General features: G+C 51.8%; 25 protein-coding genes. 11 read left to right on the forward strand and 14 right to left on the reverse strand.

Annotation, left to right across the window (positions count from 1 at the left end; all coding sequences use genetic code 11):
- Positions 1–49: 49 nt before the first annotated feature.
- The gene (locus ABE504_RS12940; protein WP_430088813.1) at positions 50–880 is read left to right on the forward strand and encodes an AraC family transcriptional regulator; all 831 of its coding nucleotides are present in this window, start codon (positions 50–52) and stop codon (positions 878–880) included.
- 268 nt (positions 881–1,148) lie between these two features.
- Here ABE504_RS12940 and ABE504_RS12945 read toward each other — a convergent pair whose 3' ends face one another.
- Genes ABE504_RS12945 through ABE504_RS12960 form a run of 4 tightly spaced genes read right to left on the reverse strand, consistent with a single transcriptional unit; the run spans position 1,149 to position 5,331 of the window.
- Positions 1,149–1,559 carry an AAA family ATPase gene (locus tag ABE504_RS12945; protein WP_430088815.1) on the reverse strand — a complete coding sequence of 137 codons (411 nt, stop codon included), beginning with the start codon at positions 1,557–1,559 and terminating at the stop codon, positions 1,149–1,151.
- 25 nt (positions 1,560–1,584) lie between these two features.
- The gene (locus ABE504_RS12950) at positions 1,585–2,718 is read right to left on the reverse strand and encodes a Ger(x)C family spore germination protein (protein ID WP_430088817.1); all 1,134 of its coding nucleotides are present in this window, start codon (positions 2,716–2,718) and stop codon (positions 1,585–1,587) included.
- Positions 2,719–2,729: 11 nt separating this feature from the next.
- Positions 2,730–4,235: a spore germination protein gene (locus ABE504_RS12955; protein ID WP_430088818.1), complete on the reverse strand. Its 1,506-nt coding sequence runs from the start codon at positions 4,233–4,235 to the stop codon at positions 2,730–2,732.
- On the reverse strand, positions 4,225–5,331 hold the full coding sequence (locus tag ABE504_RS12960) for a GerAB/ArcD/ProY family transporter (RefSeq protein ID WP_430088819.1): 1,107 nt from the start codon (positions 5,329–5,331) through the stop codon (positions 4,225–4,227). The genes ABE504_RS12955 and ABE504_RS12960 overlap by 11 nt, the downstream gene beginning before the upstream one ends.
- A gap of 132 nt (positions 5,332–5,463) precedes the next feature.
- On the opposite strand from ABE504_RS12960, the gene ABE504_RS12965 reads away from it, so the two are divergent.
- On the forward strand, positions 5,464–5,631 hold the full coding sequence (locus tag ABE504_RS12965) for a hypothetical protein (RefSeq protein ID WP_430088821.1): 168 nt from the start codon (positions 5,464–5,466) through the stop codon (positions 5,629–5,631).
- A 235-nt stretch (positions 5,632–5,866) separates the two neighbouring features.
- Here the strand turns inward: ABE504_RS12965 and ABE504_RS12970 are convergent, their stop codons facing one another.
- From ABE504_RS12970 to ABE504_RS12985, 4 genes are all read right to left on the reverse strand, one after another.
- Positions 5,867–6,058, reverse strand: a complete 192-nt coding sequence (locus tag ABE504_RS12970) for a hypothetical protein (protein ID WP_430088823.1) — start codon at positions 6,056–6,058, stop codon at positions 5,867–5,869.
- Between the two features lie 130 nt (positions 6,059–6,188).
- Positions 6,189–6,356 carry a hypothetical protein gene (locus ABE504_RS12975; RefSeq protein WP_430088825.1) on the reverse strand — a complete coding sequence of 56 codons (168 nt, stop codon included), beginning with the start codon at positions 6,354–6,356 and terminating at the stop codon, positions 6,189–6,191.
- A 74-nt stretch (positions 6,357–6,430) separates the two neighbouring features.
- Positions 6,431–8,104 (reverse strand): ribonuclease J, encoded by a 1,674-nt coding sequence (locus tag ABE504_RS12980; RefSeq protein ID WP_430088827.1) that lies wholly within the window; start codon positions 8,102–8,104, stop codon positions 6,431–6,433.
- Between the two features lie 550 nt (positions 8,105–8,654).
- Positions 8,655–9,551 (reverse strand): LysR family transcriptional regulator, encoded by an 897-nt coding sequence (locus tag ABE504_RS12985; RefSeq protein ID WP_430088830.1) that lies wholly within the window; start codon positions 9,549–9,551, stop codon positions 8,655–8,657.
- Positions 9,552–9,673: 122 nt separating this feature from the next.
- Between ABE504_RS12985 and ABE504_RS12990 the strand changes: the two genes are divergently transcribed.
- Both ABE504_RS12990 and ABE504_RS12995 read left to right on the forward strand, forming a co-directional pair.
- Entirely contained in the window at positions 9,674–10,045 is a 372-nt protein-coding gene (locus ABE504_RS12990) for a CidA/LrgA family protein (protein WP_430088833.1), read from the forward strand.
- Positions 10,045–10,719 (forward strand): LrgB family protein, encoded by a 675-nt coding sequence (locus ABE504_RS12995; RefSeq protein WP_430088836.1) that lies wholly within the window; start codon positions 10,045–10,047, stop codon positions 10,717–10,719. The genes ABE504_RS12990 and ABE504_RS12995 overlap by 1 nt, the downstream gene beginning before the upstream one ends.
- Here ABE504_RS12995 and ABE504_RS13000 read toward each other — a convergent pair.
- The 4 genes from ABE504_RS13000 to ABE504_RS13015 form a co-directional block, all read right to left on the reverse strand.
- The gene (locus ABE504_RS13000; protein WP_430088839.1) at positions 10,716–11,435 is read right to left on the reverse strand and encodes a YjgB family protein; all 720 of its coding nucleotides are present in this window, start codon (positions 11,433–11,435) and stop codon (positions 10,716–10,718) included. The genes ABE504_RS12995 and ABE504_RS13000 overlap by 4 nt on opposite strands.
- A gap of 67 nt (positions 11,436–11,502) precedes the next feature.
- Positions 11,503–12,405: an S-layer homology domain-containing protein gene (locus ABE504_RS13005; RefSeq protein WP_430088842.1), complete on the reverse strand. Its 903-nt coding sequence runs from the start codon at positions 12,403–12,405 to the stop codon at positions 11,503–11,505.
- 555 nt (positions 12,406–12,960) lie between these two features.
- Positions 12,961–13,743 (reverse strand): putative protein N(5)-glutamine methyltransferase, encoded by a 783-nt coding sequence (locus ABE504_RS13010; protein ID WP_430088845.1) that lies wholly within the window; start codon positions 13,741–13,743, stop codon positions 12,961–12,963.
- Positions 13,740–14,693: a DNA/RNA non-specific endonuclease gene (locus tag ABE504_RS13015; protein ID WP_430088848.1), complete on the reverse strand. Its 954-nt coding sequence runs from the start codon at positions 14,691–14,693 to the stop codon at positions 13,740–13,742. Before ABE504_RS13015 ends, ABE504_RS13010 begins: the two co-directional genes overlap by 4 nt.
- A 174-nt stretch (positions 14,694–14,867) precedes the next feature.
- Here ABE504_RS13015 and ABE504_RS13020 point away from each other — a divergent pair, with 174 nt between their 5' ends.
- Positions 14,868–15,230, forward strand: coding sequence for an ArsR/SmtB family transcription factor (locus ABE504_RS13020; protein WP_430088850.1), 363 nt, complete (start codon positions 14,868–14,870; stop codon positions 15,228–15,230).
- Between the two features lie 13 nt (positions 15,231–15,243).
- Positions 15,244–15,765: an SRPBCC domain-containing protein gene (locus ABE504_RS13025; RefSeq protein WP_430088853.1), complete on the forward strand. Its 522-nt coding sequence runs from the start codon at positions 15,244–15,246 to the stop codon at positions 15,763–15,765.
- Positions 15,766–15,840: 75 nt separating this feature from the next.
- Here ABE504_RS13025 and ABE504_RS13030 read toward each other — a convergent pair whose 3' ends face one another.
- A complete protein-coding gene (locus ABE504_RS13030) occupies positions 15,841–17,304 on the reverse strand; it encodes an RICIN domain-containing protein (RefSeq protein ID WP_430088856.1) in 1,464 nt (487 codons plus the stop codon).
- Positions 17,305–17,470: 166 nt separating this feature from the next.
- On the opposite strand from ABE504_RS13030, the gene ABE504_RS13035 reads away from it, so the two are divergent.
- Genes ABE504_RS13035 through ABE504_RS13050 form a run of 4 tightly spaced genes read left to right on the forward strand, consistent with a single transcriptional unit; the run spans position 17,471 to position 21,635 of the window.
- A complete protein-coding gene (locus tag ABE504_RS13035; RefSeq protein ID WP_430088859.1) occupies positions 17,471–19,078 on the forward strand; it encodes a spore germination protein in 1,608 nt (535 codons plus the stop codon).
- Positions 19,079–19,091: 13 nt separating this feature from the next.
- On the forward strand, positions 19,092–20,288 hold the full coding sequence (locus tag ABE504_RS13040) for a Ger(x)C family spore germination protein (protein WP_430088862.1): 1,197 nt from the start codon (positions 19,092–19,094) through the stop codon (positions 20,286–20,288).
- Positions 20,289–20,296: 8 nt separating this feature from the next.
- Positions 20,297–20,530: a hypothetical protein gene (locus ABE504_RS13045; RefSeq protein ID WP_430088865.1), complete on the forward strand. Its 234-nt coding sequence runs from the start codon at positions 20,297–20,299 to the stop codon at positions 20,528–20,530.
- A gap of 13 nt (positions 20,531–20,543) precedes the next feature.
- On the forward strand, positions 20,544–21,635 hold the full coding sequence (locus tag ABE504_RS13050; protein ID WP_430088868.1) for a GerAB/ArcD/ProY family transporter: 1,092 nt from the start codon (positions 20,544–20,546) through the stop codon (positions 21,633–21,635).
- Between the two features lie 69 nt (positions 21,636–21,704).
- Here the strand turns inward: ABE504_RS13050 and ABE504_RS13055 are convergent, their stop codons facing one another.
- The gene (locus ABE504_RS13055) at positions 21,705–23,213 is read right to left on the reverse strand and encodes an alpha-N-arabinofuranosidase (protein WP_430088870.1); all 1,509 of its coding nucleotides are present in this window, start codon (positions 23,211–23,213) and stop codon (positions 21,705–21,707) included.
- 126 nt (positions 23,214–23,339) lie between these two features.
- Here ABE504_RS13055 and ABE504_RS13060 point away from each other — a divergent pair, with 126 nt between their 5' ends.
- Complete coding sequence (locus ABE504_RS13060) at positions 23,340–24,116, forward strand: helix-turn-helix domain-containing protein (protein ID WP_430088873.1); 777 nt, start codon at positions 23,340–23,342, stop codon at positions 24,114–24,116.
- The last annotated feature ends 51 nt before the right edge of the window (positions 24,117–24,167 follow it).

Below are 24,167 nucleotides of genomic sequence, written 5' to 3' on the forward strand. Positions count from 1 at the left end.
CCATCTTATAGCATATCTTCTCTATGCACAGGAAAGAGCGGAGGTTCGTATGGAGTTTATTTATACCGATGGGATCGGGTTGACTGATCTGAACGTCTTGGAAGTCGGCACGCAGCAGTGTGTGCCGACTATGACATTTGGTCCCAGTGTACGGGATATGTACATTCTGCATTATGTGCACAGCGGGTACGGCACTTACACCGCGGGCGGACATACGGAGCAGGTCGGCCCCGGAGGGCTATTCCTCGTGGTACCGGACACCGTGCATACGTATGAAGCGGATGTGGACGAGCCCTGGCGCTACTCGTGGTTCGGCTTCGTCGGCACGATGGCTCCCCGGCTGGCCCTGCTGGCCGGCTTTACGGCCCCGACGCCCGTTCGCGAAACGCCGCCCTCGGACGCGGTCGCCGCTCTTTTCGCGGATCTTATGCGCCTGCGCGACGAGCCGGCCAAGGAGCTGCTGCTAGTCGGCCAGCTGTATCGGATTTTCGGCCTGCTGGCGGTGCCGGACGACACGCCTGCGCTGCAAGCCGATGTCGGCCAGCATGTGCGCAAGGCCGTCTCCTATATGAACGCCCGCCATGCCGAGCGCATCGGGCTGGATGACATCGCCGCCTACGTCGGGCTGGATACCAAGTATTTGTGCCGGCTTTTTCAGCAGCGGCTCTCAATGTCGCCGTACCGCTATTTGACGGACATCCGGATGCGCAAAGCGTGCCGGCTTCTCCGCCGGCAAATGCTCGGCATCGCCGAAGTGGCGCGTGCCGTCGGCTACCCGGATCCACTGCTCTTCTCGCGGATGTTTAAGCGGACAATCGGCGTCTCCCCGACCGCTTACCGGGAAAAAGCGAAGCTGGAGAGCGCCGCCGGCTCTCCATGAATGAGGACCGTGTGCCCGCCTCAGCCAGCTCTAACGGTTGCCAGCGCGCCTATTTTAGCGAATATCCGCCTTTTTAACACGTAACGGTTGCCGTAGAGGCTATTTGCTCATAATTGGGCAGATTTCGCCGCATTTAGGGAAATAAGCGCTGTGGCAACCGCTATAATTTCAAACACATTATTTTGGGACAAATAGGCGTTGTGATAACCATTACAACTGTAGTCACGTTATACATCACCAGCGTACTCATGCTGAAATCCCCCCTCGTTTACGCCAAAAATGAAAGGATACTCGCGATGTTGATCTCCATTGGCAGAATCGTATCGACAGGCAGTTCTTCAGCCAAATGCACGTCCGGCGCGTCATAATGCCTCTGCAGCGTTTCCAAATCCGTGATGCGTTGATTTGGCAGCGGGTTCACGCTTCGAGCAGCAAGTCGCTGCGCCCACACACGCTCGTCGCTGCAATGGCAATGGATCGTTGCCAGAACGCCGCCGCGTTCAGCAACCCACGACTTTAAACGCAGCACATCATCCACCTGATTGAATCCAAAATCCAAGATGACATGCGCCTTTGCAGAGATGACGTCCGCCAGAAACCGGTACAGAAAATCAAAACAAATCTGATTCCTGACGCTGATCTCCTGCACACTGCCTGCTAAGTCTATTTGGATGGTCATCCACTGAACGTTGAGTCGCCTCCCATCAATATTTGATCTTACCCGAGTGGTTTAATTTGACGTCTACGCGAATACGAAGAGATTCTGGCGTCAGTTGTAAGCCTCCTCTATCCTGCACGAGCTTCCATGTCCGGTTATTTTGCCGGTAGAGGGCGTGCTCCAAACGCATTAAATCCAAATTTGCTTTAAGCCCTTTTTCATAGGTATCCCTGATTTCTTTTTGGACCTCAGCCGCAACCTTTCTCTCCAGCTCTTCCTCAGGTAGCGGCTGTAAGATTTCGCTGATGTATCCTGAAAGTTTAACCTCCATGTCAAACGTAACTTGATCTTTATTGATCGAAGGTAGAATTTTAATGTCAGGACTTTCCAATGATACGGATGCTTGAGGCTTCCCTTCAGATCGGATCAGCAGCGGACTTCGCTGGGTCTTCGGCTCGACCCACCTAAGCCCTAGAACGTTTTCCCATCCAAACCAATTTTGGGCACGATTCTCCTTAAATATGAAGATACCATCGATCGTCAGCATAGGCTTTTGCTGATTGTTGCTTTTCCAAGTGTGATTTGAGACGGATAACGAAGGCAGAAAGGTCGAATTGCCTGGTTCACGTGTCTCCGAAATAAACTCTCTCATCGTTAAGGGCGCAACGAGAGATTGCTGCTTATAGGATTCCATAGGCTGATTCAACACGGACATTAAGGGAGAAAGATAAAAAAAAGGAGTGATCTTAAAGAGATCGTCGATGGGTTGTTTCGTTCCAAACAGCCATGGCGTGTATCGGAATTCATAATAGCGGGTCAAGAGCTCCCAGACATCTTTCATCCCTGTTTTCATAAGGTTCTCGCCAATGACAACCGTGATCAACTGACCGAATACGGTGCGCATTTGCGTGGTTCTATACAAATCATTAAAGGCGCCAATCAAGGTTTCTCCTTTACCGACTCCCACCAAGACGGGTAACGCTTGTGTTGGTTTGCCTGATTCTGTTTTGGCTACGGAGGAGAAGTCAAGCATTTGTACATATGCCTGGTATTGGTTATTCTCAAGCTCGAAACCAATGGACGTCACATAATTCATTTCCTGTATATCTTTAATGTCCCAACATCCGGATAGCAGCGTCATCAACAGACACAGAATAGCCAGTTTCCCTATTCTTCGCATTGAGATTCCTCCTATTGTCGGGTAGAGTCTTTGGTCTGCAAGATTTCCGATCGCAGGGTTTTCTTATACCAAGGTTTTCGAAACAGCGCCATGATGGCATCTTTCCAGTGAATCGGCGATAATGGCGCAAGGTAAGGCACGCCAAACGATTTGAGTGAGGCAAGGTACACGACAATGGTGATGACGGATAGGTTAAATCCATAAATGCCCAGCGTTGAACTGCAGATCAGGACAAATAGCCGGAGAATACTGACCGTACCCACGAGGGACTGATTCACCAAAGTGAAGCTGGAGACAGCTGTAATCGCGCCTATGACGAGAAAGGTCGTGGACGCAAGCCCGGCCCGGATCGCGGCATCACCGACGACGATCCCTCCCACAACGGCAACTGTCTGTCCTACCGCTTTGGGCAGGCGCTCCCCTGCTTCGCGGAATAATTCGAACAGCGCGATCATCAAGAACCCTTCTAGTGGAGCAGGCATAGGGAGCCCGATACGGGACAGGGAGATGGTCGCCACGAACGGATAAGGGAGCTGATCCAGGTTGAATGACGCAAGTGCAGCCCAAAACCCGGGGAGAAACAAAGAGATGACAAGACCGGCGAAGCGAAACAGTAGTCCGAACGAGCTCATATAATAGGGAATATAGAAGTCTTCCGGGGTTTTCAGCAGCAGCGTTAAGTTCGCCGGTCCGATGACTGAGGTAGGGGATCCCTCGACGATCACGACAAACCGGCCCCGTGTCAGACAATCTACGACAAAATCGGGACGCGTCGTATAATGCAGCAATGGAAATAGTGAACGGGACGAATCCGAAAGGATTTCTTCCAGTTGACTGCTGCTGAACAGCAGGTCCATATCAATATGCTGCAGTCTCAATCTGGCTTCGTCTACAATCTGCGTTTGTGTAATGTCCTCCACGTAGAGCAGCGCTACCTTGCTTTGGCTCCGTTTGCCAATGGTGAATTGCTCATAGCACAAGGAGTTGCTGCGGAGCCGTTTGCGTACTAATGCCACATTGGTGCTCAGTTCTTCTACAAATGCGTCTTTCGGACCCTTAATGGAAATCTCCGTATTCGATTCTTCGGGCAGACGTTTAGGAGGAGCGGCTGTATCGACCGCGTAGATGATATTCAGGTTTTCAAAAAATAGGACAATTTCCCCGGAAAATAAGCGTTCGATAATTTCTTCTTTTTGATACAGGCGGGACAGCTTTAATTTTTTATCCAGCTCCATACTGAAATTATCATTGATTAATTCGGTCAGCCGGGGAAGCAAATATTCGTTCATCGGCTTGGTATCCGTTAACCCGTCACAATATAACAGCAGTATGCTTTGCATATGCGCTGTGTCACCCAATTCGTACGTCTCCATTTGGATGTCCGCAGACTTGCGGAATAACTGACGAATCGCTTCCGGCGTCCACTCCTGAGCTTCAGAAGGTGAGGTGAAGGCTTCAGTCGCTTCCTGTGGACTCTCCTCATTGGCCAAAAGCCTCCGAAACCAACTAGATTTCATTATTGCCCACCTTCCTTTTGGAAAAGAGTACCAGGAAACCTAGAACGGCCAGCACGGAAGTGGCGCACCATAGAGACCCAGGCAGGTAGTAACCCTTCAGAAATGCGGTATACTGCATATCGCTGAAGGGCAGTTGTACTAAAATGACGATCAAGATACCGAGCAGGACCAGAAATATAAAGGAACTCTTCTTCTGCTTGGCTGTTGTGATCAAATCGATGATTAGATACATCGCAATCGCGATACGGACAAAGGCGCCCGACAACCATTGATAAATCGATAAAAAGTCTACATGACGGATGTATTTTCCAATGGCGACCAGTCGCCATTCTTCGTACGCAGGGTATCGCAATTCCGCCGCTTCAAAGGGACCGAATTCAGCGATAGCCCCCGTTACGGGACCGAAGATTAAGAGGACCAAGAAACAAGCCAGCACATATAACGACCAGAGTGGCACTTTCTTTTTGATTCTATGTTGGAAAAGCAGAAGGATCAGCAGTTCGACAAGCCCGCCGCCAACGTACAAGGTCCCACTCAGCATGGGTCCCACACCATGTTCAAACGCAGGCGAAAGCAAGCTGTAATTTTTTTGAGGGAGGTTTGAGCCCATGACAAAGTCTCCGAAAATGATGACGAAGGGCAATAAAATGCCGGATGCAATCGCAATGGTCTGCAAGCCACGTTGTGCCGCAAAGCCGGAGACGAGTACTAAGGATATGGAGAGAGCCCATTGCGGCGTCCGCGGCAAATAAGAAGCATGTGTCCACATGGCCGTTTCTTTTAACGTCATCACGAGAATAAGAAAGAGGTATAGGATGAAAAACAGCCGGAATGCTTCGCAGACGACTCTCCCATAATGTTGAGTCAACCAAGGAAACAGCGGCTGCTGGCTTGTTTTTCTCATGACGGCGTATAGAAGGCTTGCCCATACTAAATAGGGCAGTATGGCCGCTAATATACTGATCCAAGCATCCCTCTTGGCCTCATGAAGGAGTGGGGGAATCACCATGACGTGGTTCATCAATCCGACGGCCAATATGATGATCGAGTACGCTGCAAGAATGCCGATAAGTTCGCTGTCTGATCTGTTCTGCACTTGTATCCCCCGTTTATTCCAACCGATCTCTTCAGTAAATTATTTCCACCTACCCCTAAATTTAAACAAAATACGACACGAGAGAAGCTCTACATATCCGCTTGGAATCGAAAGACCCTGGATGAACGCGAAATGGATCATTCACTCACGGCGAGCCTGCAGTACTCTCCAGCTTCGCTTACCGGGAAAAGCGAAGCTGGAGAGCGCCGTCGGTTCTCCATGAATGAGGACCGTGTGCCCGCCCCAGCCAGCTCTAACGGTTGCCAGCGCGCCTATTTTAGCGAATATCCGACTTTTTAGCACGTAAAGGTTGCCGTAGCGGCTATTTGCTTATAAATGGGCAGATTTCGCCGCATTTAGGGAAATAAGTGCCGTGGCAAGACTGTCGATTAATTATGGACAGTTTTATCCGTGAAAGGACACACGCAGAAAATGTGTATGATTTTTCGAATACATATTCAAATTCAGGCCTCAAATCACAAAATGTGTATGATATTTCGCATAGAATTGATTGATTTTATGTGAAGGCAGCACATTATATATGACTTTTCGTATACATTTTTGTGTTCTCTCGCAGATTCCCAAAGTATAAATAGTTAATCGACAGCTTCGTGGCAACCGCTATAATTTCAAACACATCATTTTGGGGCAAATAAGTCGTATCGACAGGAAGTTCTTCGGCCATATGCACGTCCGGCGCGTTATAATGCCTCTGCGTTCTATCCATCTGAAAACAACTTCACTAAGAAGACTCCCGGCCGTTATGAAAAATTCATCGCGTTTCGCTCTGCGGCAGCAGCCTTGTAACGAACAAAAAGCTTCTCATTCGCATAACGAATGAGAAGCTTTTACTGTGTTTACTCTAGCTCATCCAATTCGGAGCTATCCTCGTTTGCCGCCGCTTCGACAGCCTGATCGACCTCGCTGGCTCCCTGAATTTGCTGTGCGGCTTCCGCTTGTTTGTTCAACTGCTCCACAATCTGACCTGCGCCATGCGCGCCTTGGTGTCCTCTGCTTGATGTCATGGGCTCGACTCCTTTTGCCATAATCATGTAGTACTCGTATAGTATGGCGTGAATTAGAGCCGCTATGCATTCCCTTACACTTGAATAATGATCGGAAGAATCATGGGCCGCCGCTGCGTCTTCGTGAATAAGTACTTGCCCACCGCTTCCTTGAGCGCCTGCTTGTACAGCCCCCATTGCGTAGCTTCCTCGTCCTGCAGCTGTGTAACCGCCGCTAGCGCAATACGCTGAACTTCGTCCATTAATGCTTCGGACTCTTTCACGTACACGAAGCCACGCGAGATTACATCAGGTCCCGATACCAATTTTGCGTCCGATTTGGCCAGGGACAGGACAAAGATGAGAATCCCATCCTCGGACAGCACTTTCCGGTCTCGCAGCACAATGTTGCCGACATCTCCGATCCCGAGCCCGTCGACCAGCGTATTGCCGTTTGGCACCCGACGTCCCTGCTGCGCCTCGCCATTCCTGAAATCGACAGCCTCTCCATTGTTGACGATAAAAATGCGCTCCGGCGCCACCCCGACCGCTTCCGCCAGCAATCGGTGCTGATACAGCATCCGGTATTCTCCGTGAATCGGGATAAAATAAGTCGGCTTCATCAGCGTCAGCATTAGCTTCAGCTCTTCCTGACTCGCATGTCCGGAGACATGCATGCCGGTGACCGAGCCCGAGCCGTAAATGACTTTGACGCCTCTAATAAACAAGTTGTCAACGATCCGCGCGACGTTTCGCTCATTCCCTGGAATCGGGGTCGCCGCTAAAATGACCGTATCCCCGCTCGACACTTCCACCTGCCGGTGCGTGCCGCTCGCAAGGCGGGACAGCGCCGCCATTGGCTCGCCCTGGCTTCCCGTGCACAGCACAGCAATCTCATGCGGCTTGAAGCGGCCCACATCGTTCGCCTCAACCAGCATGCCTGGCGGCATGGTGAGGTAGCCCAGCGCCAAGGAAATGTCGACCACATTCACCATGCTCCTGCCGAGCAGGGCGATTTTGCGGTTCGTTTTCGCTGCGGCGTCGATGACTTGCTGCAGCCGATTCACATTCGACGCGAAGGTGGAGACAAAAATTTTGCCCGTCGCTTTACTGAACGCCTCCTGAATATGATCCCCCACGGTTCGTTCCGACGGGGTAAAACCCGGCCGCTCCGCGTTCGTGCTCTCGGAGAGCAGCGCAAGCACGCCCTTTTGCCCGATCGCCGCCATCTTGTGAATATCCGCATGCTGGTGATTGGCCGGGGTCAAATCAAATTTAAAATCCCCCGTATGCACCACGGTTCCCTGCGGAGTTTCAAACACGACCCCCAGACAGTCCGGGATGCTGTGGTTCGTGCGAAAGAAGCTAAGCGGAATACGGCCCAGCGTCAAGACGGCCTCCGCATCGATTTCGTGCAGGCTGGTCGCGCTGAACAGGCCGTGCTCCTTCAGCTTGATCTCGATCAAGCCAAGCGTCAGCCGGGTCGCATAGATTGGCATGCTCATCTGCTTGATGATATACGGGATGCCGCCGATATGGTCCTCGTGCCCGTGAGTGATGACGAGCCCTCTGATTTTCGAGGCATTCTCGAGCAAATACGTAATATCCGGGACGATTAAATCGATGCCAAGCAAGCTCTCGTCCGGAAATTTGGAGCCGCAGTCAATGACGATAATGTCGTCGCCGTACTGGAGGACATACATGTTTTTGCCGATTTCATGGACGCCCCCGAGGGCAAAAATAGATAGCAGATCTTGGTTGGATGCCACGCCGAAAACCTCCGTTATCGCTGAAAATGTGCAGCTTTAGTGTGCCAAAAGCACCCAGTTTGCATGCATGCTCAGGCGTTTTCTGGCGGAAATCGCTCTGCTCTTGCGGCTAGCCCCTAGTTCTCCTGCCCTGGCCTTGCGCGCCCCCCTCTGCTCCACTCTTTGCACACGTTCCTCGACTATCTTGCTGTTGCTGGCAGTCCATGCGCCTTCCTGCCCGCCCCACCGACCGCCAACTGTAAAAAGTACAGCAAATTGGGCCGAAAAAGGCCAAATCGCAAGAAATCCTGCATTTCTTACAGTAAAAATTCGGACAAGCTTGAATGAAAGCGATTTCATTTGAGTGGCGGCTAAAATCACCTGTACCTTTTACAGGTTGTTCCACGAAAATGAGCCTGAATGGCGAAATTTGATGTACAAAATACAGGATTACGCAAGGGTACGCCCAGGGCAATGCGTTTGTATGGTGCCGCCCCGCCCCACTTCACCACTAATTCCATCTACTTTGCCACTCGCCCCCTACGATGACCCGCCAGCCCCTCACCAGTTGCTATTCCCCGGCCTTCCCCCCAAAGACTTCCTGCGTGAACGAAATCCACGCCCGTGTCGCCAGCGACAGGTACCCGTCCCGCTTCCAGACCAGCACCAGCTCCCACGGGATAACGGGCTGCACCAAAGGAACGGCGACGATTCTCTCCGCGGACAGCGTCTGGCAAATCGTCTGCGGCAGCATCGCGATGCCCAGCTCCGCGCCGACCATGGCGACGATGAAGTCCCACTGCGAGCTTTCGTAGACGATCTGCGGCTCAAAACCGGCAGCCCGGCAGCGTCCGATAATCTGGTCATGCAGCGCAAAATTCCGGTTGAACAAAATAAACCGTTCCTCCGCGAGCTCCGCCAACTGCACCTCTGAGGTTTGCGCGAGACGATGCGACGGAGGCACGACCACGCTAAGCTTGTCCTGGATCAGCGCGAACGAATCAAACACATCCGCCTTGATCGGTGAAATGACGACTCCAACATCCAGCGTCCCTTCGATCAGGCCTTCTTCGATTCTGACCGCGCCTTCCTCAATCATCGTAATGGCGATGCCGCGGTAGCGGTCCTGGAACCTTTTGATCACCGTCGGAAAAAAACTCGACCCCGCCATAGGCGGAAGGCCGATGCGGATGCTGCCTTGGTTGAGATAGTTCAAGTCGTTCAGCTCCGACTGCAAGCTCTCGAATAGTTGTAAAATCGGCCCCGCATATTTGAGGATCGCGCTTCCCGCATCGGTTAGCCTGAAATGCTTGCCTTCCCGGATAAACAGCTCCGTACCCAGCTCCTGCTCCAACTGCTTGACCGCCTTGCTGATGCTGGGCTGCGTAATGTGCAGCGTTTCTGCAGCTTTCGTAAAACTATTTAATCGCACAATTTCTTGAATGTATTGCAGATGACGAATGTCCATTGCGAAGGCCAGCCCTCTTTTCCATAGCTAAAAGGAATGAAAATCATAGTATCAATTCATTTTACCCATGCGAATCGTTTCTGTATACTAATTTCAACGAAGCAAAAGAGGCGGCGTACACAATGAAAAACCTGACGTTAACCATCCTGCAAGTGTTGTTCTTCCTCGGCATCGCCAAATTGTCCGACGCATGCGTCGCTTGGCTGCATCTACCGGTGCCAGGGAGCGTCTTCGGCATCTTCCTGCTGTTCGTCCTGCTCAAAAGCCGAATCGTCCGACTCGACTGGATCGCAGCGGGATCGAAGTGGCTGCTCGCGGAGATGCTTTTATTTTTCGTACCTGCGGCGGTTGGCATTGTGAATTACAAAACGTTGATCGTCCATAACGGACTGTGGATGCTGCTGACGATTGCGGGGAGCCTGCTGACGGTCATGGCGTTGACAGGTCTGCTGGGAGAATGGATTTCGCGGAGAACCGGGAGGCATGCAGGGTGATGGAAGCATTAGGGTGGTTCGTTGTGACTGTTGCGATGTACGTGTTAAGCAAGAAACTGTATCGAAGCTATCCGAAAATATGGCTGTCCCCCCTGCTGGTGACACCGATCGTGGTGATCGCTGCCGTTGAAATTAGCGGCGTCTCGATGACGACGTACAACCGCGGAACGGGCGTACTCGGCCAAATGGTCGAACCCGCTACGATTGCACTGGCCGTTATGCTGTATAAACATGGGGACGTGATGAAAAAGCATGCCTGGCCCATCGTGGCCAGCGCCTTGTGCGGCGCAACCGCCGCTATCGTCACCTCGGCAGGCCTCGCCCGCTTATTCGGTCTGTCTCCCGAGGTGATGGACAGCTTGGCGCCGCGTTCCGCGACGACGCCTGTCGCGCTCGCGATCTCCGGCTCCATCGGAGGGGTGCCGACGATTACAGCCGCCGCCACGATGGTGACCGGGCTGCTCGGCCTGATCGCCGGCCCGCTCATCGTCAAATGGTTCCGCATCCGCGGACCGATTGGCCGGGGCGTACTCTACGGCACGGGCGCACACTCCGCCGGCATCAGCAAAGCGATGGAGGATGGCGCCGTTACCGGATCCGTGGCCGGCATCGCCATGCTGGTCACCGCACTCGTCACACTGATCTTGGCGCCGTGGGTGGTTGCGCTTTTTTAACCTGCCATATTGTTGACGGAATGTATCGTATCAAAAACCGAAATATGATCAACCTTGCCGGTGGATTGCGGAATGACAAATTTAAGTTGGAACTCGTCAGAAGCTTTGTAAATATAAATCGTATCGCTGCCGTTTACCTTCGTATCCGCCGGTTTGCCCAGCGCCTGCTCAATCTGGCTCAGCGTGATCGTCTGGAGCTTGGGATCGTACGAGCGGATGTCAATGATCTGGCTGCCTTTGTTGTAACCGATCGCGGCATGCTTCTTGCTGTACGTCGCATAAATGCCGCTGCCTGCGAACTCGCTCGTATCTGCTTTCCCCCAAGCTTTCTCGACGTCTTCAGTCAGGTTCGTCTTCGCGGCAAAGGCGATGCCCTCCGCTTTGCCGCTCTTCGCGAGTTCCAGCATCGCCTTAATCGAAGCCGCTGACACCGACGCCCCGGACGATGCCGCGGGAGCCGGCGTACCGCTTGGCGCAGCTGTCGCAGCAGGCGCGGACGTCGATGGCACCGTGCTTGGCGTCGCAGAAGGCGCAGCGCTTGGCGCTGCACTCGCCGGAGCGCTCGGCGCCGCAGATGGCGCAGTGGTTGGCATAGTGCTCACAGCCGGCGCTGTCGCGCTGGCTTCCGGCGTCTCCGTTGACGAGCAGCCGGCGGACACCAGCAGCCCCGCGAGCAGCGCCGGGTATATAACCGCTTTTGTATAATTGATTGGCATAACATTCTCTCCATTCTAAGTTGAAATGGCAGGCCCGCTCCCCCAGGGAACGAGACCTGCCTATTTTTTATTGCGCCGCTTGCTCCAGAACGACTTCATAGGAGGCCGGTACATACGTAACAGCCGTTGGCGTCGTCACCGCTTGCGTCGTCATATCACCTGCGGCCGGATCTTGCAAATCATATTGAATAACCGCTTGCCCGTCCGCTTTAAATTGGATATTCGTGACCGAGATCGCGTAGCCGCCTGTCGGTTTTTGCTCGCGGCTGAGCGTCACCTTGTTCACTTCGCTGTTTACTTTCTCCACGTTGAACGTCACTTTTTCCGTTTGCACCGGCGTTTTGACGTTTGCCATCACGTTCAGCGCATTGTACACCCACACCGCCGATTCACCGCGGGTCAGCTCGCGTTGCGGATTGAACAGGCCGGCTTTATCAAGGTCTGCAACTTTATAATGAACCAGACGCAGCACGCTGCCTTGGTACCCCGGCGTAATCGCGCTGTCGTCTTTCAGCTCCGATTTAATATTAATCATCGGCAGCTGTGCCTTGCGTTCAAACGCCGTATCGAGCAGCTGCGCAAACTGTTCCCGCGTAACCACCGCGTTCGGATTCACGTCTTTCGGAATGTCCACGCCGTTGTAGTGCGCGACGATAAAGGCATCGGCATACCACGCGGAGTCACCGACATTAGTGAACAACTGCGAAGCCACCGGCTGCTGCACGAAACGCATCGTGTCCAAATTATAGCCAAAAGCCCGTACCAACAACTGCACGCTTTCAGCATAAGTAATTTTGCCAAGCGGTACAAAATGATCGGCATCCACGCCGCTGACGATCCCGCTCGCTTGCAGCTTCGCAATCGCGGCTGCCTGGCTGCCGTCCACATCGCTAAACGCGAACGCGCTCCCCAAAGACAGACTGCTCACTATCATGGTCGCGGAAAGCGCGACAGCTAATTTCTTTTTCATACTCCATTACCTCCTAGCGTTTTTGACTCTTCCCGATTGGGGGAGACAATCCCTAAACGGCAATGTTACGAAAAAAGTTACAGTTTCGATGTAAATGTTTTGTAAATAATATGACGTGCATGCAAAAAGCACAAAACAATCGATGTAAATCCCGCTTCATCACAAAGAAGCCTGGCGAACGAAATGCTAGACTTCCTATACCCAGTACGTAGAGGGCATCAGCGATGGTGCCTCCAGCATTAAACAGGTGCTGTGAAGATACACAACTTCCGTCTATCCAGCTCGAGTTCAATTCGCCGTCAATCTAACGGTTACCTCAGCGCTTATTTGGCTCAAAACACTTCGTTTCGCAATCTAGCGGTTGCCATGGCGCTTATTTCACCTAAATGCGGGTAAAAACGGCTCCCACTCCACCAATAGCCGCTGTCACAACCGTTATACGTCGAAAAGCGGTCTTTCGGGCGAAATAAGCTCACTGGCAACCGTTAACCCCCTGATTCGTTGGATTGACCGCTGGCAAGCAACGCGAGCCCAGGGCTCGCATGGGTTGGGAAATCAACCGCTCGCCCCATCCCACTTCCCGATCATCACATTCGCGTCCTCCTCCTCAGAGCTCACCCACTCCGGCTGCAGCCCGTGCGAGGCAAAAAGCTCCGCAGCCACCGGCGCCTGCTTCTCGCTCATCTCGATGAGCAGGCAGCCGCCCGGCGCCAGCCAGGCATGCGCCTCCGCAACGATGCGGCGCTGGATGTCCAGCCCGTCCGCGCCGCCGTCGAGCGCCAGCTTGGCTTCATGGATGCGCGCTTCCGCCGGCATCGTGGCAATGGCCTCGGTCGGCACGTAGGGCGCATTGGCGACCAGCACCTGCACATGCCCGCGAAGGCGGAGCGGAAGGGGATTGAACAGATCCCCTTCGTAAACAGCGCCCTGCTCGGGCAGGATGTTGCGCCGCGCGCAGCGGACGGCCGCGGGGTCCAGATCGGCCGCGTGCAGGTCGAGCGGTCCTTTCGCCGCCAGCAAGGCGGCGCTGAGCGCACCGGAGCCGCAGCACAGGTCGACGACAACATCCCCCGGCCGCACAAGCGCCGCCGCCTGGCGCAGCAGGAATTCCGTTCGCCGCCGCGGGACGAAGACGCCCGGCTCCACGGCGATGCGCATGCCGCCGAACGCCGCCCAGCCGACGATGTGCTCAAGCGGATAGCCGTCTGCTCGCCGGGCGACCCCTTCGGCCAATTCATCGCTGCTTCCCGCCCATTCCAGCAGTATGGCCGCCTCTTCTTCCGCAAACACACAGCCGGCCATACGCAGCTTGTGGACAATTTCATTCATACTCTTCATGCGTTCCTCACCACGATCGGATACGGCCCGTCAATGTCATCATCCTCATCGACGTAGAAACGGCCTGCCACATCGTACCACCGCCCTGCAATCAAGTTCTCGTCGATCATATGGTTGCCGTTACCCGCCAATTCCGTCTCAAACTCGTCCTGATCCTCATACGTATCGTCGATCAAAGCACGCATCGCCACTGCCTGCTGGGCATTCAGGCCAAATTGACGCAGCCGTGCGTTCGTAATTTGCGCTGCCGGCAAGTAATGGTTGTTGTCGTTATCGTCAGGATTCACCTGACCGAGATTGGCTGTGCCCGCCCTGCGCCATTGGTTCGCCTGATCCAAATACCCCCACTCGGCGGAAATGCTCTCCGGAATGCCTGCCGGATAATCGTCGTTGTAGTTGAGGTCAACTTCCACGTAAGTCCAGTCATCATCATTGATCGCGCTCGACTTCGCTCCCTCTTCAAGCTGACGCCAGCCTGCGTTATGGTTGAGCGCCGTCGTTGTCGGCACGAGATTGGTCGTATCTCCACCCGGCCCTCCGAGCTCAGCATTAATAATGTGAAAGCGCACCCAGCTGCCTTTCAACCGGCCATACTTCGTCTTCAACCAGTCCCAGCCTGGCGGGTCGACGCTCGGCGTACCGCCGTAGTCGGGATTTTTCATGACGGCGAGCACCTGACTAGGCACAGTTTCACCGTTATGATCCTCAGTCTCGTCCGTTTCCCAATACGTGCCGTCTGCCTCATTCGTGTAATCCTCGCTTGGCGCACGCTGAATGCGCGGGCTTTGCCCCTGCATCATACTGGAAACTGCGCGATTCCCGATCGTGCGCTGCAATTGCATAATTTGCGAATAAGGGGACGCGGGCTGCTTACCCACCGACTGGGAACGCTTGCTTTGTTCAGTCGATTCGCTTTCCTTCTTATCTGATCTTGCGTTATCTCTGATCATGTTAATCTCAACCTCCGCTTCCGTCACTTAGGTAAAATTATACCATAATGCACGGAGGAAACGCCTTTGCGAATTTCTTTAATATTCCTTGACAGGAATATTCCCCTTAAGGTATATTGTAACTATCAAGAAGAAACAGTCACAAGAAAGTTGAGATTCATCGAGGTGAGCGGCATGGCAGGCAACGATACGGGCATGGACATGAACACGCTTAGCGTGCTGGCTGAACCGAATCGCATGCGAATCGTCGAGCTCTTGCGCGCTGGCCCCCTCACGGTAGGGGAAATTGCCGAGCGGCTTGAGATGCGCCAGCCCCAAGCCTCCAAGCATCTGAAGGCGCTGAGCGAGCATGGGATTGTGGTCGTGCAGGCGGACGCCAATCGCCGGATTTACAAGCTTCGGCCCGAACCGTTTCAAGCGCTGGAGTCCTGGGCCCAATCGTTCACTCGTCTTATGAGTGAACGATACGATAAGCTGGACGCCTATTTGCGCGAAGTGCAGAACAAAACCAAAAAGGAAGATAACCCAACCACTTAAAGGAGGATTTACAATGGCTAACAACACTATGGTTTCACGCGTAGAAAATGATCGGGTACTGGTACTGGAGCGCACGTTCGAGGCGCCTCGCGAGCTGGTCTACAGCATGTTTAAGGAAGCTGAGCATCTCAAACACTGGTGGGGGCCGCGCGGTTGGGAAATACCGGTATGCAACGTCGATTTTCGTCCAGGCGGCGTGTGGCACTACTGCATGAAGTGCGCTGACCCGAATCAGGGCGACTTCTATGGCATGGAATCTTGGGGCAAAGCTATCTACAAAGAGATGGTCGAACCAGACAAAATCGTCTACGTCGACTTCTTCTCGGACGCGGAAGGCAATGTGAACGATGCCATGCCTTCGACAGAAGTTACGCTGGAGTTTATCGACCTGGGCAACGGCACGACCAAGCTCGTTAACCGCGGCGTGTACGCTTCCGCCGAGTCGCTGAAAGCTGTCATCGATATGGGCATGATGCAAGGTATCACAGAAACTTGGGATCGTTTGGAAGAGCGTTTGAACGCGCTCAAAGCTTAATTACTGCATCAAAAAGGAGTGCGCTTGCAGCAACTGTGCTGCAAGCGCACTCCTTTTACTATGATGCTGAATCGGTCAAGGACTGACGAGCTGCCACTGCTGGTTCGTGCTGCCGCTGCTTGCATATTGCCCGAGATCGCTGCCGTTTGTCGTGCGGCCCATGCCGTCCAGGTACAGGCCGGTGGCGACATTTTTAAAACTGACGTTGGCGCCGGAGGCGACGAGCTGCCAGATTTGATTGTTCGATGAGCTGGCGCTGTATTGGCCAGTTGCGCTGCCGTTCGTCGTACGGCCCATACCGTCCAGATAGAGGCCGGTAGCACGGTTCTTGAGCTTGTAGTTGTAGCCTGACGGCTCAAGCGCCCACTGTTGGTTCGTACTGCTGCCGCCGGCGTACTGGCCAGCTGCGGAGCCGTTCGTCGTGCGGCCCATACCATCGATGTACAAGCCGGTTGCGGCATTCTTGACTTTCACATAAATGACCGTCGGATCGTTCGCGCCCATTCCCCACGCATACTGGAGGCGGTTCAGCCCGGTTGCGTTGTTCACGGTCAGGTTGATGCTGGAGCCGCTGCCGGATTTGGTCGTCATGCTGTAGCCGTCACCGTCACGCAATCCCGGCCAGTAGATGCTGCCCATCCCCCATGATCGAAGCTGATTGCTGATGCCTCGCACATAGCTGACCCAGAGCGATCCGCCCGGCGTCGTGTAGTCCTGCAGCGGATACGTAACATTGTACCTGGAGCTGAAGCCCGCCTGCATCATCGCGCCCCACTCCGTCATGATCGTGCGAGACGCGTAGCTGCCCACATAACCTTTAAGATGATCGGCCCACTGGGCTTCGCTCATATAAGGCGTACCAACGAAGAACGCATAGTCGTGCACGGCTAGCAGCGTGTTGTTCAGACGCGAATCTCCACCAGGCACAGAAGCGTTCTGCGCATAGCCAGCGCCATCCAGAATGACCCTGCCCTTTGGCACGCTGGCGTACTTCGTCAACCAGTCGTTGTACATGTTGTTCAAGTCCGTGTTGCTGTAGCCGTACGGCTCGTTAATGACTTCAAAATACACGTTGGCATTGCTGCCATACTTGTTCACGACCGTCGTCCACATGTTCCAGAAATCGGTCATGTTAGCCGGCTTCCCATTGCTGTACGCCCAGTACGCAAGAATAACGTTCCCCTTGGTGATCGCCTTGTCGATCGCCCCGGTATAGGTGCCCCAATAACTGGACACCGTCGATTCATTGATCGGCATGCGCACCGTGTTGGCGCCAAGCGTAGACACGAATTGGCCGACAACCCGATCCGCCACTGTCGACGCTGAGGCATACGTATCTGTCGAGCTGAGACCTGACACATACAGCACCCCGTTCACGAAGTTATCCCTGGAGTCTGCCCAGTTCACGCCTTTAAACGAACTGGTTGCCGCCTCCGCGGCCTGCGGCTTACCCAGCCCCAACACGCTGAGCAGCATCAGTGAAACGGCAAGCAGCAGGGCGAGTGTGAGCGGCAGCCTTTTGTTCCCAGCAATCATCATTCCATTCCTCCTCAAATATGATATCGCTTACATTCCCAATCATATCCAAAAGAATGAACGCACGGATACGCTTCTTTTTACCGCTTTTGCAAAAATATTTACTTGCCGGTATAAACGTATATTCCTTTGGTAAGTATTACACATAAACACGTTTGGAGCGACTGTTATGGGTAAGATCATCAAGACACTGCAGGCTATTTTTAACCGTGAACGGTCAAATTCCGTCAATGATAAGCAAGGGGCACCAGGTGAAGAGGAACGACTTGACTCCCATTTAGATACGAATTTTACGAAGATAAAGAATGATTTTGGTCACAGTACAGATGTCGTTATTGAAGACATAGTTCTAGGCATTGACCCGATATTGGCATGCAAAATAGGATTTATTTATATGACTGGATTAACGAGATCAACTTCTGTGCAAGAATTAACCAAAGCCCTACTAGATAGAAGTAAAGATTTAACCGAAGAACTGTCAACTGCCTCAACTGATCAAATAAAAATGATTAAAAATTACTTGCCTGGTACCGGGAATACAAAAACGATTTTTGACTATACAGCCTTATACGCTTCCATCTTGTCAGGTGAAACCGTTATTTTAGTTGAGGGATATCCTTATGGTTTAGCGGTTAATACCATAGGCGGGAACAATCGTGCCGTAGAGGAACCCATGACGCAGTCTGTTGTCAAAGGACCTCGAGAAGGCTTCAATGAATCCATAAGTACAAATATCTCCTTAATTCGGAAAAAAATTAAATCCCCTAATCTGTGGTTGGAGACCATGACGATTGGTAGAGTAACGCAAACTTCAATTGGGGTTATGTATATTAACGGCATTGTAAATGACAAGCTTATTGCAGAAGTGAATGAACGACTTCAAAGAATTGATATTGACGGCATATTAGAAAGTGGAAATATAGAAGAACTGATCCAGGACGAAACCTTTACCCCGTTCCCCACTTTGTATAATTCGGAACGGCCCGATGTCATAGCGGCTGGCTTGCTCGAAGGGCGAGTCGCCATCCTTGTAGATGGCACGCCTTTTGTCCTGTTGGCACCTGCCCTTTTTGTACAGTTTTATCAATCTGCAGAAGATTATTATCAGCGTGCCGAATTCGCTACGTTAATACGCATTTTAAGATATATTTGCTTCTTTATTTCCTTACTGGCGCCCTCTCTCTACATATCGATTACAACGTTTCATCAAGAATTACTGCCCAGCTCCTTGTTATTGAGTTTAGCTGCCCAGCGTGAGGGCATTCCATTCCCCGCTTTTGTTGAAGCCCTCATTATGGAGATCACGTTTGAAATTCTGCGTGAAGCCGGGGTGAGACTCCCCAAAGCGGTGGGACAAGCGGTGTCCATCGTTGGTGCCCTAGTCATCGGACAAGCCGCCGTTGAGGCAGGATTGGTATCGCCAGGTATGGTTATCATCGTAGCCATCACGGCAATTTCGAATTTTGTCATTCCTTCTTTTAACATGGGGATTTCTATCCGTATTTTACGATTTATTCTTATGTTGTTAGCAGCGTCTTTCGGTTTGTTTGGCGTAACGGTCGGTTTAATCGGCATCGTCCAACATTTGTGCAGCCTGCGCTCATTCGGTGTTCCTTATATGGCTCCTATGGCTCCGTTTATTTGGGCGGATCAGAAAGATACCATTTTGCGGTTGCCTCAATGGGGGTTATTTGCAAGGCCGCGGTTCATCAGCTCCAAAAATAACATTCGGGAAAATAATGCTCCAACGACGAAACCAGCATCGAGAAGACCTTGAAGGAGCACGGACCATGAAGAAAAAATGTCAAGTTGTATGCCTTCTGTTGATTGCCTCGCTTGTGCTCACAGGCTGCTGGGATCGGCGGGAATTGAATGAGCTTGCCATTGTAGTCGGAATCGGATTAGACAAAAGCGGCGATAACATACGGGTCACTGCGCAGATCGTCAATGCCGGTGAAGTCGCTTCAAGTAAAGGCGGTGCGGGGTATAGTACCCCCGTAAGCATTTTAACGGCAACAGAGTCAACCATTTCCGAAGCGTTAAGAAAGTTAAGTACCGTTGCACCCCGAAGAATTTACACCTCTCATCTCCGTGTATTAGTGATTGGTGAAGAGTTGGCTCATCAAGGCGTAGAGAATGTGATGGATGGCTTGTCCAGAAATCGCGAATTCCGCACAGATTTTCAATTGATTATTGCCAAGGGAACCAGCGCAGAAAATGTACTTGAGATTTTGATGCCTACGGAAAAGATTCCAGCCAATAAGATTTACAAAACACTGGAGTTATCTGAAAAAGTCTGGGCCCCGACGGTCAACATGCCTTTAGATAAAATTTTGGCCGATTTATCCAATCCAACCAAAGAGCCTGTGATCACCGGCATTCAAATTGTAGGCGATCAAGAAACAGGAAAAACGAAAAGAAATATGAGCCGTTCCAAAGCCTATGCCAATTTAATGGTTCCGGGCGTAGCCCTTTTTAAGCAGGACAAGCTGGTCGATTGGTTAACGGATGAAGAAAGCAAGGGCTATAACTACATCATGGGAAACGTGAAAAATTCGGTTGGCCATATGGCATGTCCTCAAGGTGGAAAGATCGCCGTAGAGGTGGTTCGAACCAAATCAAATATTAAGGGTGAAGTTGTTAGAGGAAAGCCCAAAATTACGGTTTCTCTTTATTCTGAAGAAAATGTTGGAGAGGTTCAATGTAAAATTGACTTGACTAAACCGGAAACAATTCTGCAGCTAGAACAGCTTGCTGTAGAAAAATTGACGAATATCTTGGAGGCCACGATTCAAAAAGCCAAAAAAAACAAGGCGGATATTTTTGGATTTGGAGAGGCTATTGAAGACGTCAATCCTGGGGCGTGGAAAGTCTTTAGAAAAGATTGGGACCAATATTTCGCTGATTTGGAGGTTTCGGTCCATGTGGATGTGCAAATCCGAAGACTGGGAACGACAAACAATTCTTTGCTTGAACGAAAGGAGTGAGTTGCTCCGTGTGGACCATTTCAAGCATTCTTATCGTTGGTGGAATTATTACCTGTCTGGAGGCTCCTAATCTTGTTAGAAAGAAGCTTATCAAGGAGCTTTGCATGTTTTTAGTCCTTTTGGTCATCGGAGTAACCCTCAGTATTTTACAGGAAATTCGAATCCATTTGCCAAATCCGCTTGATTGGATCATCGCTGTTCATAAACCAATCAGTGATTTTATTTTTGGCATGCTTACATAGAGGTGAAGTAGATATGCTGGAAAAAGGGAAGATCGGTGTTCATCAATTCACCATTTTAGCCATTCTTTTTACTGTGGGAAGTTCTATTCTGATTGCACCTGCTGGCATTGCTCATGAAGCCAAGCAGGATGCATGGATCGCTTCAGCGACAGGGTTAATTGGCGGTTTGTTGATGGTCGCCCTGTATAATAGGATTACAACCCGATTTCCAAAAACGACTTTCGTCCATTATAGTCAAGCGATCCTCGGTAAGTGGCTTGGAGGCGCCATCTCTTTTCTTTATTTTTGTTATTTTTTCATCCTCTCCGCGCTTGTACTGCGAAATTTAGGCGACTTTATAACGACCCAAGTATTGCCCAACACACCGATCCAATTCGTTCATATCTTTTTTTTAGTCGTTATCATTATGGGAATTCGCAACGGACTTGAGACGTTCACCCGAACGGCGGAAATATTTTTGCCCTGGGTAATGTTCTTTTTTTTCATAATGGTTGTACTACTGCCGCCCAATTTTGAATGGAGAAATCTAACGCCTGTGTTTGGCTACGGCATGAAACCGATCTTGCGTGCGACAATCCCCGTTTTAAGTACACCTTATATGGAACTTGTTGTATTTTTAATGTACTTCCCTTTCGTGAATAATTCTCAAAAAGCGAAGAAAGCATTTCTGGTCGGAACGCTGATCGGTGGAATGCTGTTGATCATCATCTCTCTTTTATCCATATTAGTTTTGGGTGCCGATCTAACAGCAAGTCAAATGTACCCCAGTTACAGTTTGGCCAAAAAAATAAGTATCGGTACTTTTCTGGAGAGATTAGAGGTTATTATGGCTGGCATTTGGTTTATAACGATATACTTTAAGCTGGCCGTCTGCTTTTATGCCTCTACGATGATGTTCGCCGAATTGTTCAAAATGAAAGACGCCCGCCAATTGTATTGGCCATTTGGCATGATTATGATTGTGCTTTCCATTGTTGCCTATCCGGATATTCCGTATTCGATGAATTTTGGAGCTAAAATTGATTTTCCCTACTCGCTGCCTTACGCGATTATTTTTCCGTTGCTATTGCTTGTTGTCGCTATTGTCAGAAAGAAGAAAGAATAGAGAAGATTTGTCGGGGAGTACTCCATTAGAACATGATCGTTCTCCCCGATTAATCTTCTCTAGGTCGTTTTATGACACCTTCACACGAATGACGTTCCACGACGCTTTGGCCAGCTGCGCGCTAATCTTGAGCCCGTCAACGGCGGCGTTCCCGTTCATATGCGGCTTTACATTATCCGGATTATGCTCCGTATTGACGGCTTTCAAATCCTCATGCTGCAGCACGAGATGCTCGATGAGACGGCAGCTGCCGAAGCTGCGCAGATCAACCTCCAGCGCCAACGCTTCCTCCAAGCTGCGGTTCACCGCGAAAACCGTCACCTCGCCCGCTTCCTCGTTGTATACTGCAATGGATTCCAGATACGGCACATCGGTAATCGTCTTCGTATCGTACTTCGGCGACTGAATCAGCGGCACGAGCGCTTTCCCGCGGCCATAGACGGAAGCGTGCAGGAACGGATAAAAAATCGTCTGCCGCCAAGCCCCACCCCCGTTGGAGGTCATGATCGGCGCGATGACGTTGACCAGCTGCGCCAGGCACGCCATTTTGACCCGATCCGCATGTTTCAGCAGCGTAATGAGCATGCAGCCGACCAACAGCGCATCTTCGTGCGTATAGACGTCTTCAAGCTGCGGCGGCGCAATGCTCCACGGCTCAATCCGCTTATCGCTCTGGTGCGAGTGGAACCAGACGTTCCATTCGTCGAACGAGAGATACATCGTTTTCTTGCTGCGCTTCTTCGCCTTGGCAAAGTCGCAGGTCGCTACCAATGTACGGATAAATTCGTCCATTTCTACCGAGCGCGCCAGGAACGTCCGTGTGTCGTTGTCCGGATTGCCGTAGTATTGATGCATCGACAAATAGTCGACGTGGTCGTAGGTATGATCGAGAACCGACGCTTCCCAGTCCGGAAACGTCGGCATCCCAAGGTGGGAACTGCCGCAAGCCACAAGCTCCAGCGTCGGGTCGACCCATTTCATCACTTTGGCCGCTTCGGCCGCAGCCCGGCCGTATTCCACCGCCGTCTTGGCGCCGATCTGCCACGGCCCGTCCATCTCGTTGCCTAGGCACCAAACCTTGATATTGTGCGGCTGCTCGTAACCATGCTGACGGCGAAGGTCACTCCAGTACGTGCCGCTTGAATGGTTGCTGTATTCCACGATATTGCGCGCCGCATCCGCCCCTCGCGTGCCGAGATTGACGGCCATCATCACTTCGGTATTCGCCTTCCTCGCCCAATCCACGAATTCGTTGAAACCGAACTCATTCGTTTCAATCGTCCGCCAAGCCAGCTCCAGCCGGTGTTTCCTCTGTGCGACGGGGCCTACGCTGTCTTCCCAATTGTAACCGGATACGAAGTTTCCGCCGGGATAGCGGACGATCGGCACTTGCAGTTCATTGACGAGGCTTAGCACATCGCCGCGCAGCCCCTGCTCATCCGCCGAGCTATGGCCCGGCTCATAAATGCCGTTATACACCGCCCGACCCAAATGCTCAATAAACGAGCCGTAAATCCTTTTGTCCACCTCGCCGACGATAAAATCCTTATCTACAATTACAGATGCCTTCAATGTCATCGAACATTCATCTCCTGAATTAAGCGTTTTCTTCCTGTCTCTATGGTAATTTGTGCGATGGCTGTGTACAATAAATTATCATGCTCAAAAACTGACCAATCGTGCTTTTTCAGAAGGAGAAGGCTGATGAATTTATTAAGCTGCGGCTATAATTATATCCACCCGAGCGGAATTACCATTGATCGCACGGCAGGGGCGGGGAACTATGCGTTTGTGTTTTTTAAAAGCCAGGCGGAAGTCATCGTGAACGGCAGCCGCATCGCTGCGCCCAAGCATGCCTACATCCTGTTCAGCCCTAACGTGCCTCATCTCTACCGGGAGATGGAGATGCCGTTCATTAACGACTGGTTTCATTTTGAAGGTGCGCAGGTGGAGGAGTTTCTGGCAGAGGTGAATTTTCCGCTGAATCAACTGGTCACAGCCGTCGACCCGCATCTCATCGGCCGATACGTCATGGAATTGCAGAGCACCAAGCGATCCGGCGGTCCGCTGTGCGATTCCATCCTCGACGCCGACATCCGCACGCTGTTCATGAAGCTCAGCAACTTGCAGGAGAAGCCTGCCGCTGCCGACAAAGCAAGGCGCTATTACCGCCAGTTCGAAGAACTGCGAAGCGAGCTGTACAGCTCGCCGCAGCGCCACCGCACCGTCGACTCGCTCGCCGCTTCTCTGAATCTGAGCAAGTCGTATTTTCAGCATATTTATAAAGAACTGTTCGGCTGCTCCGTCGTCCACGATATGATTACCGGCAGACTGGAGTATGCCAAATATTTGCTCGACAACGGCTCGCTGTCTGTTGCCGCCATCGCCGATCTGTGCGGATACGAGAACGACACCCATTTCATGCGCCAGTTTAAAAAATATGAAGGGATGACGCCCCGCGAGTACAGGTCTGGACGTTAATTACAGCATTGTGACCAGGCGTTGTGCCGCTTTATCCGCGCCGTACAGCAT

The organism is Paenibacillus oryzisoli (genome assembly GCF_050467285.1).
Taxonomy (GTDB): Bacteria; Bacillota; Bacilli; order Paenibacillales; family NBRC-103111; genus Paenibacillus_E; species Paenibacillus_E oryzisoli_A.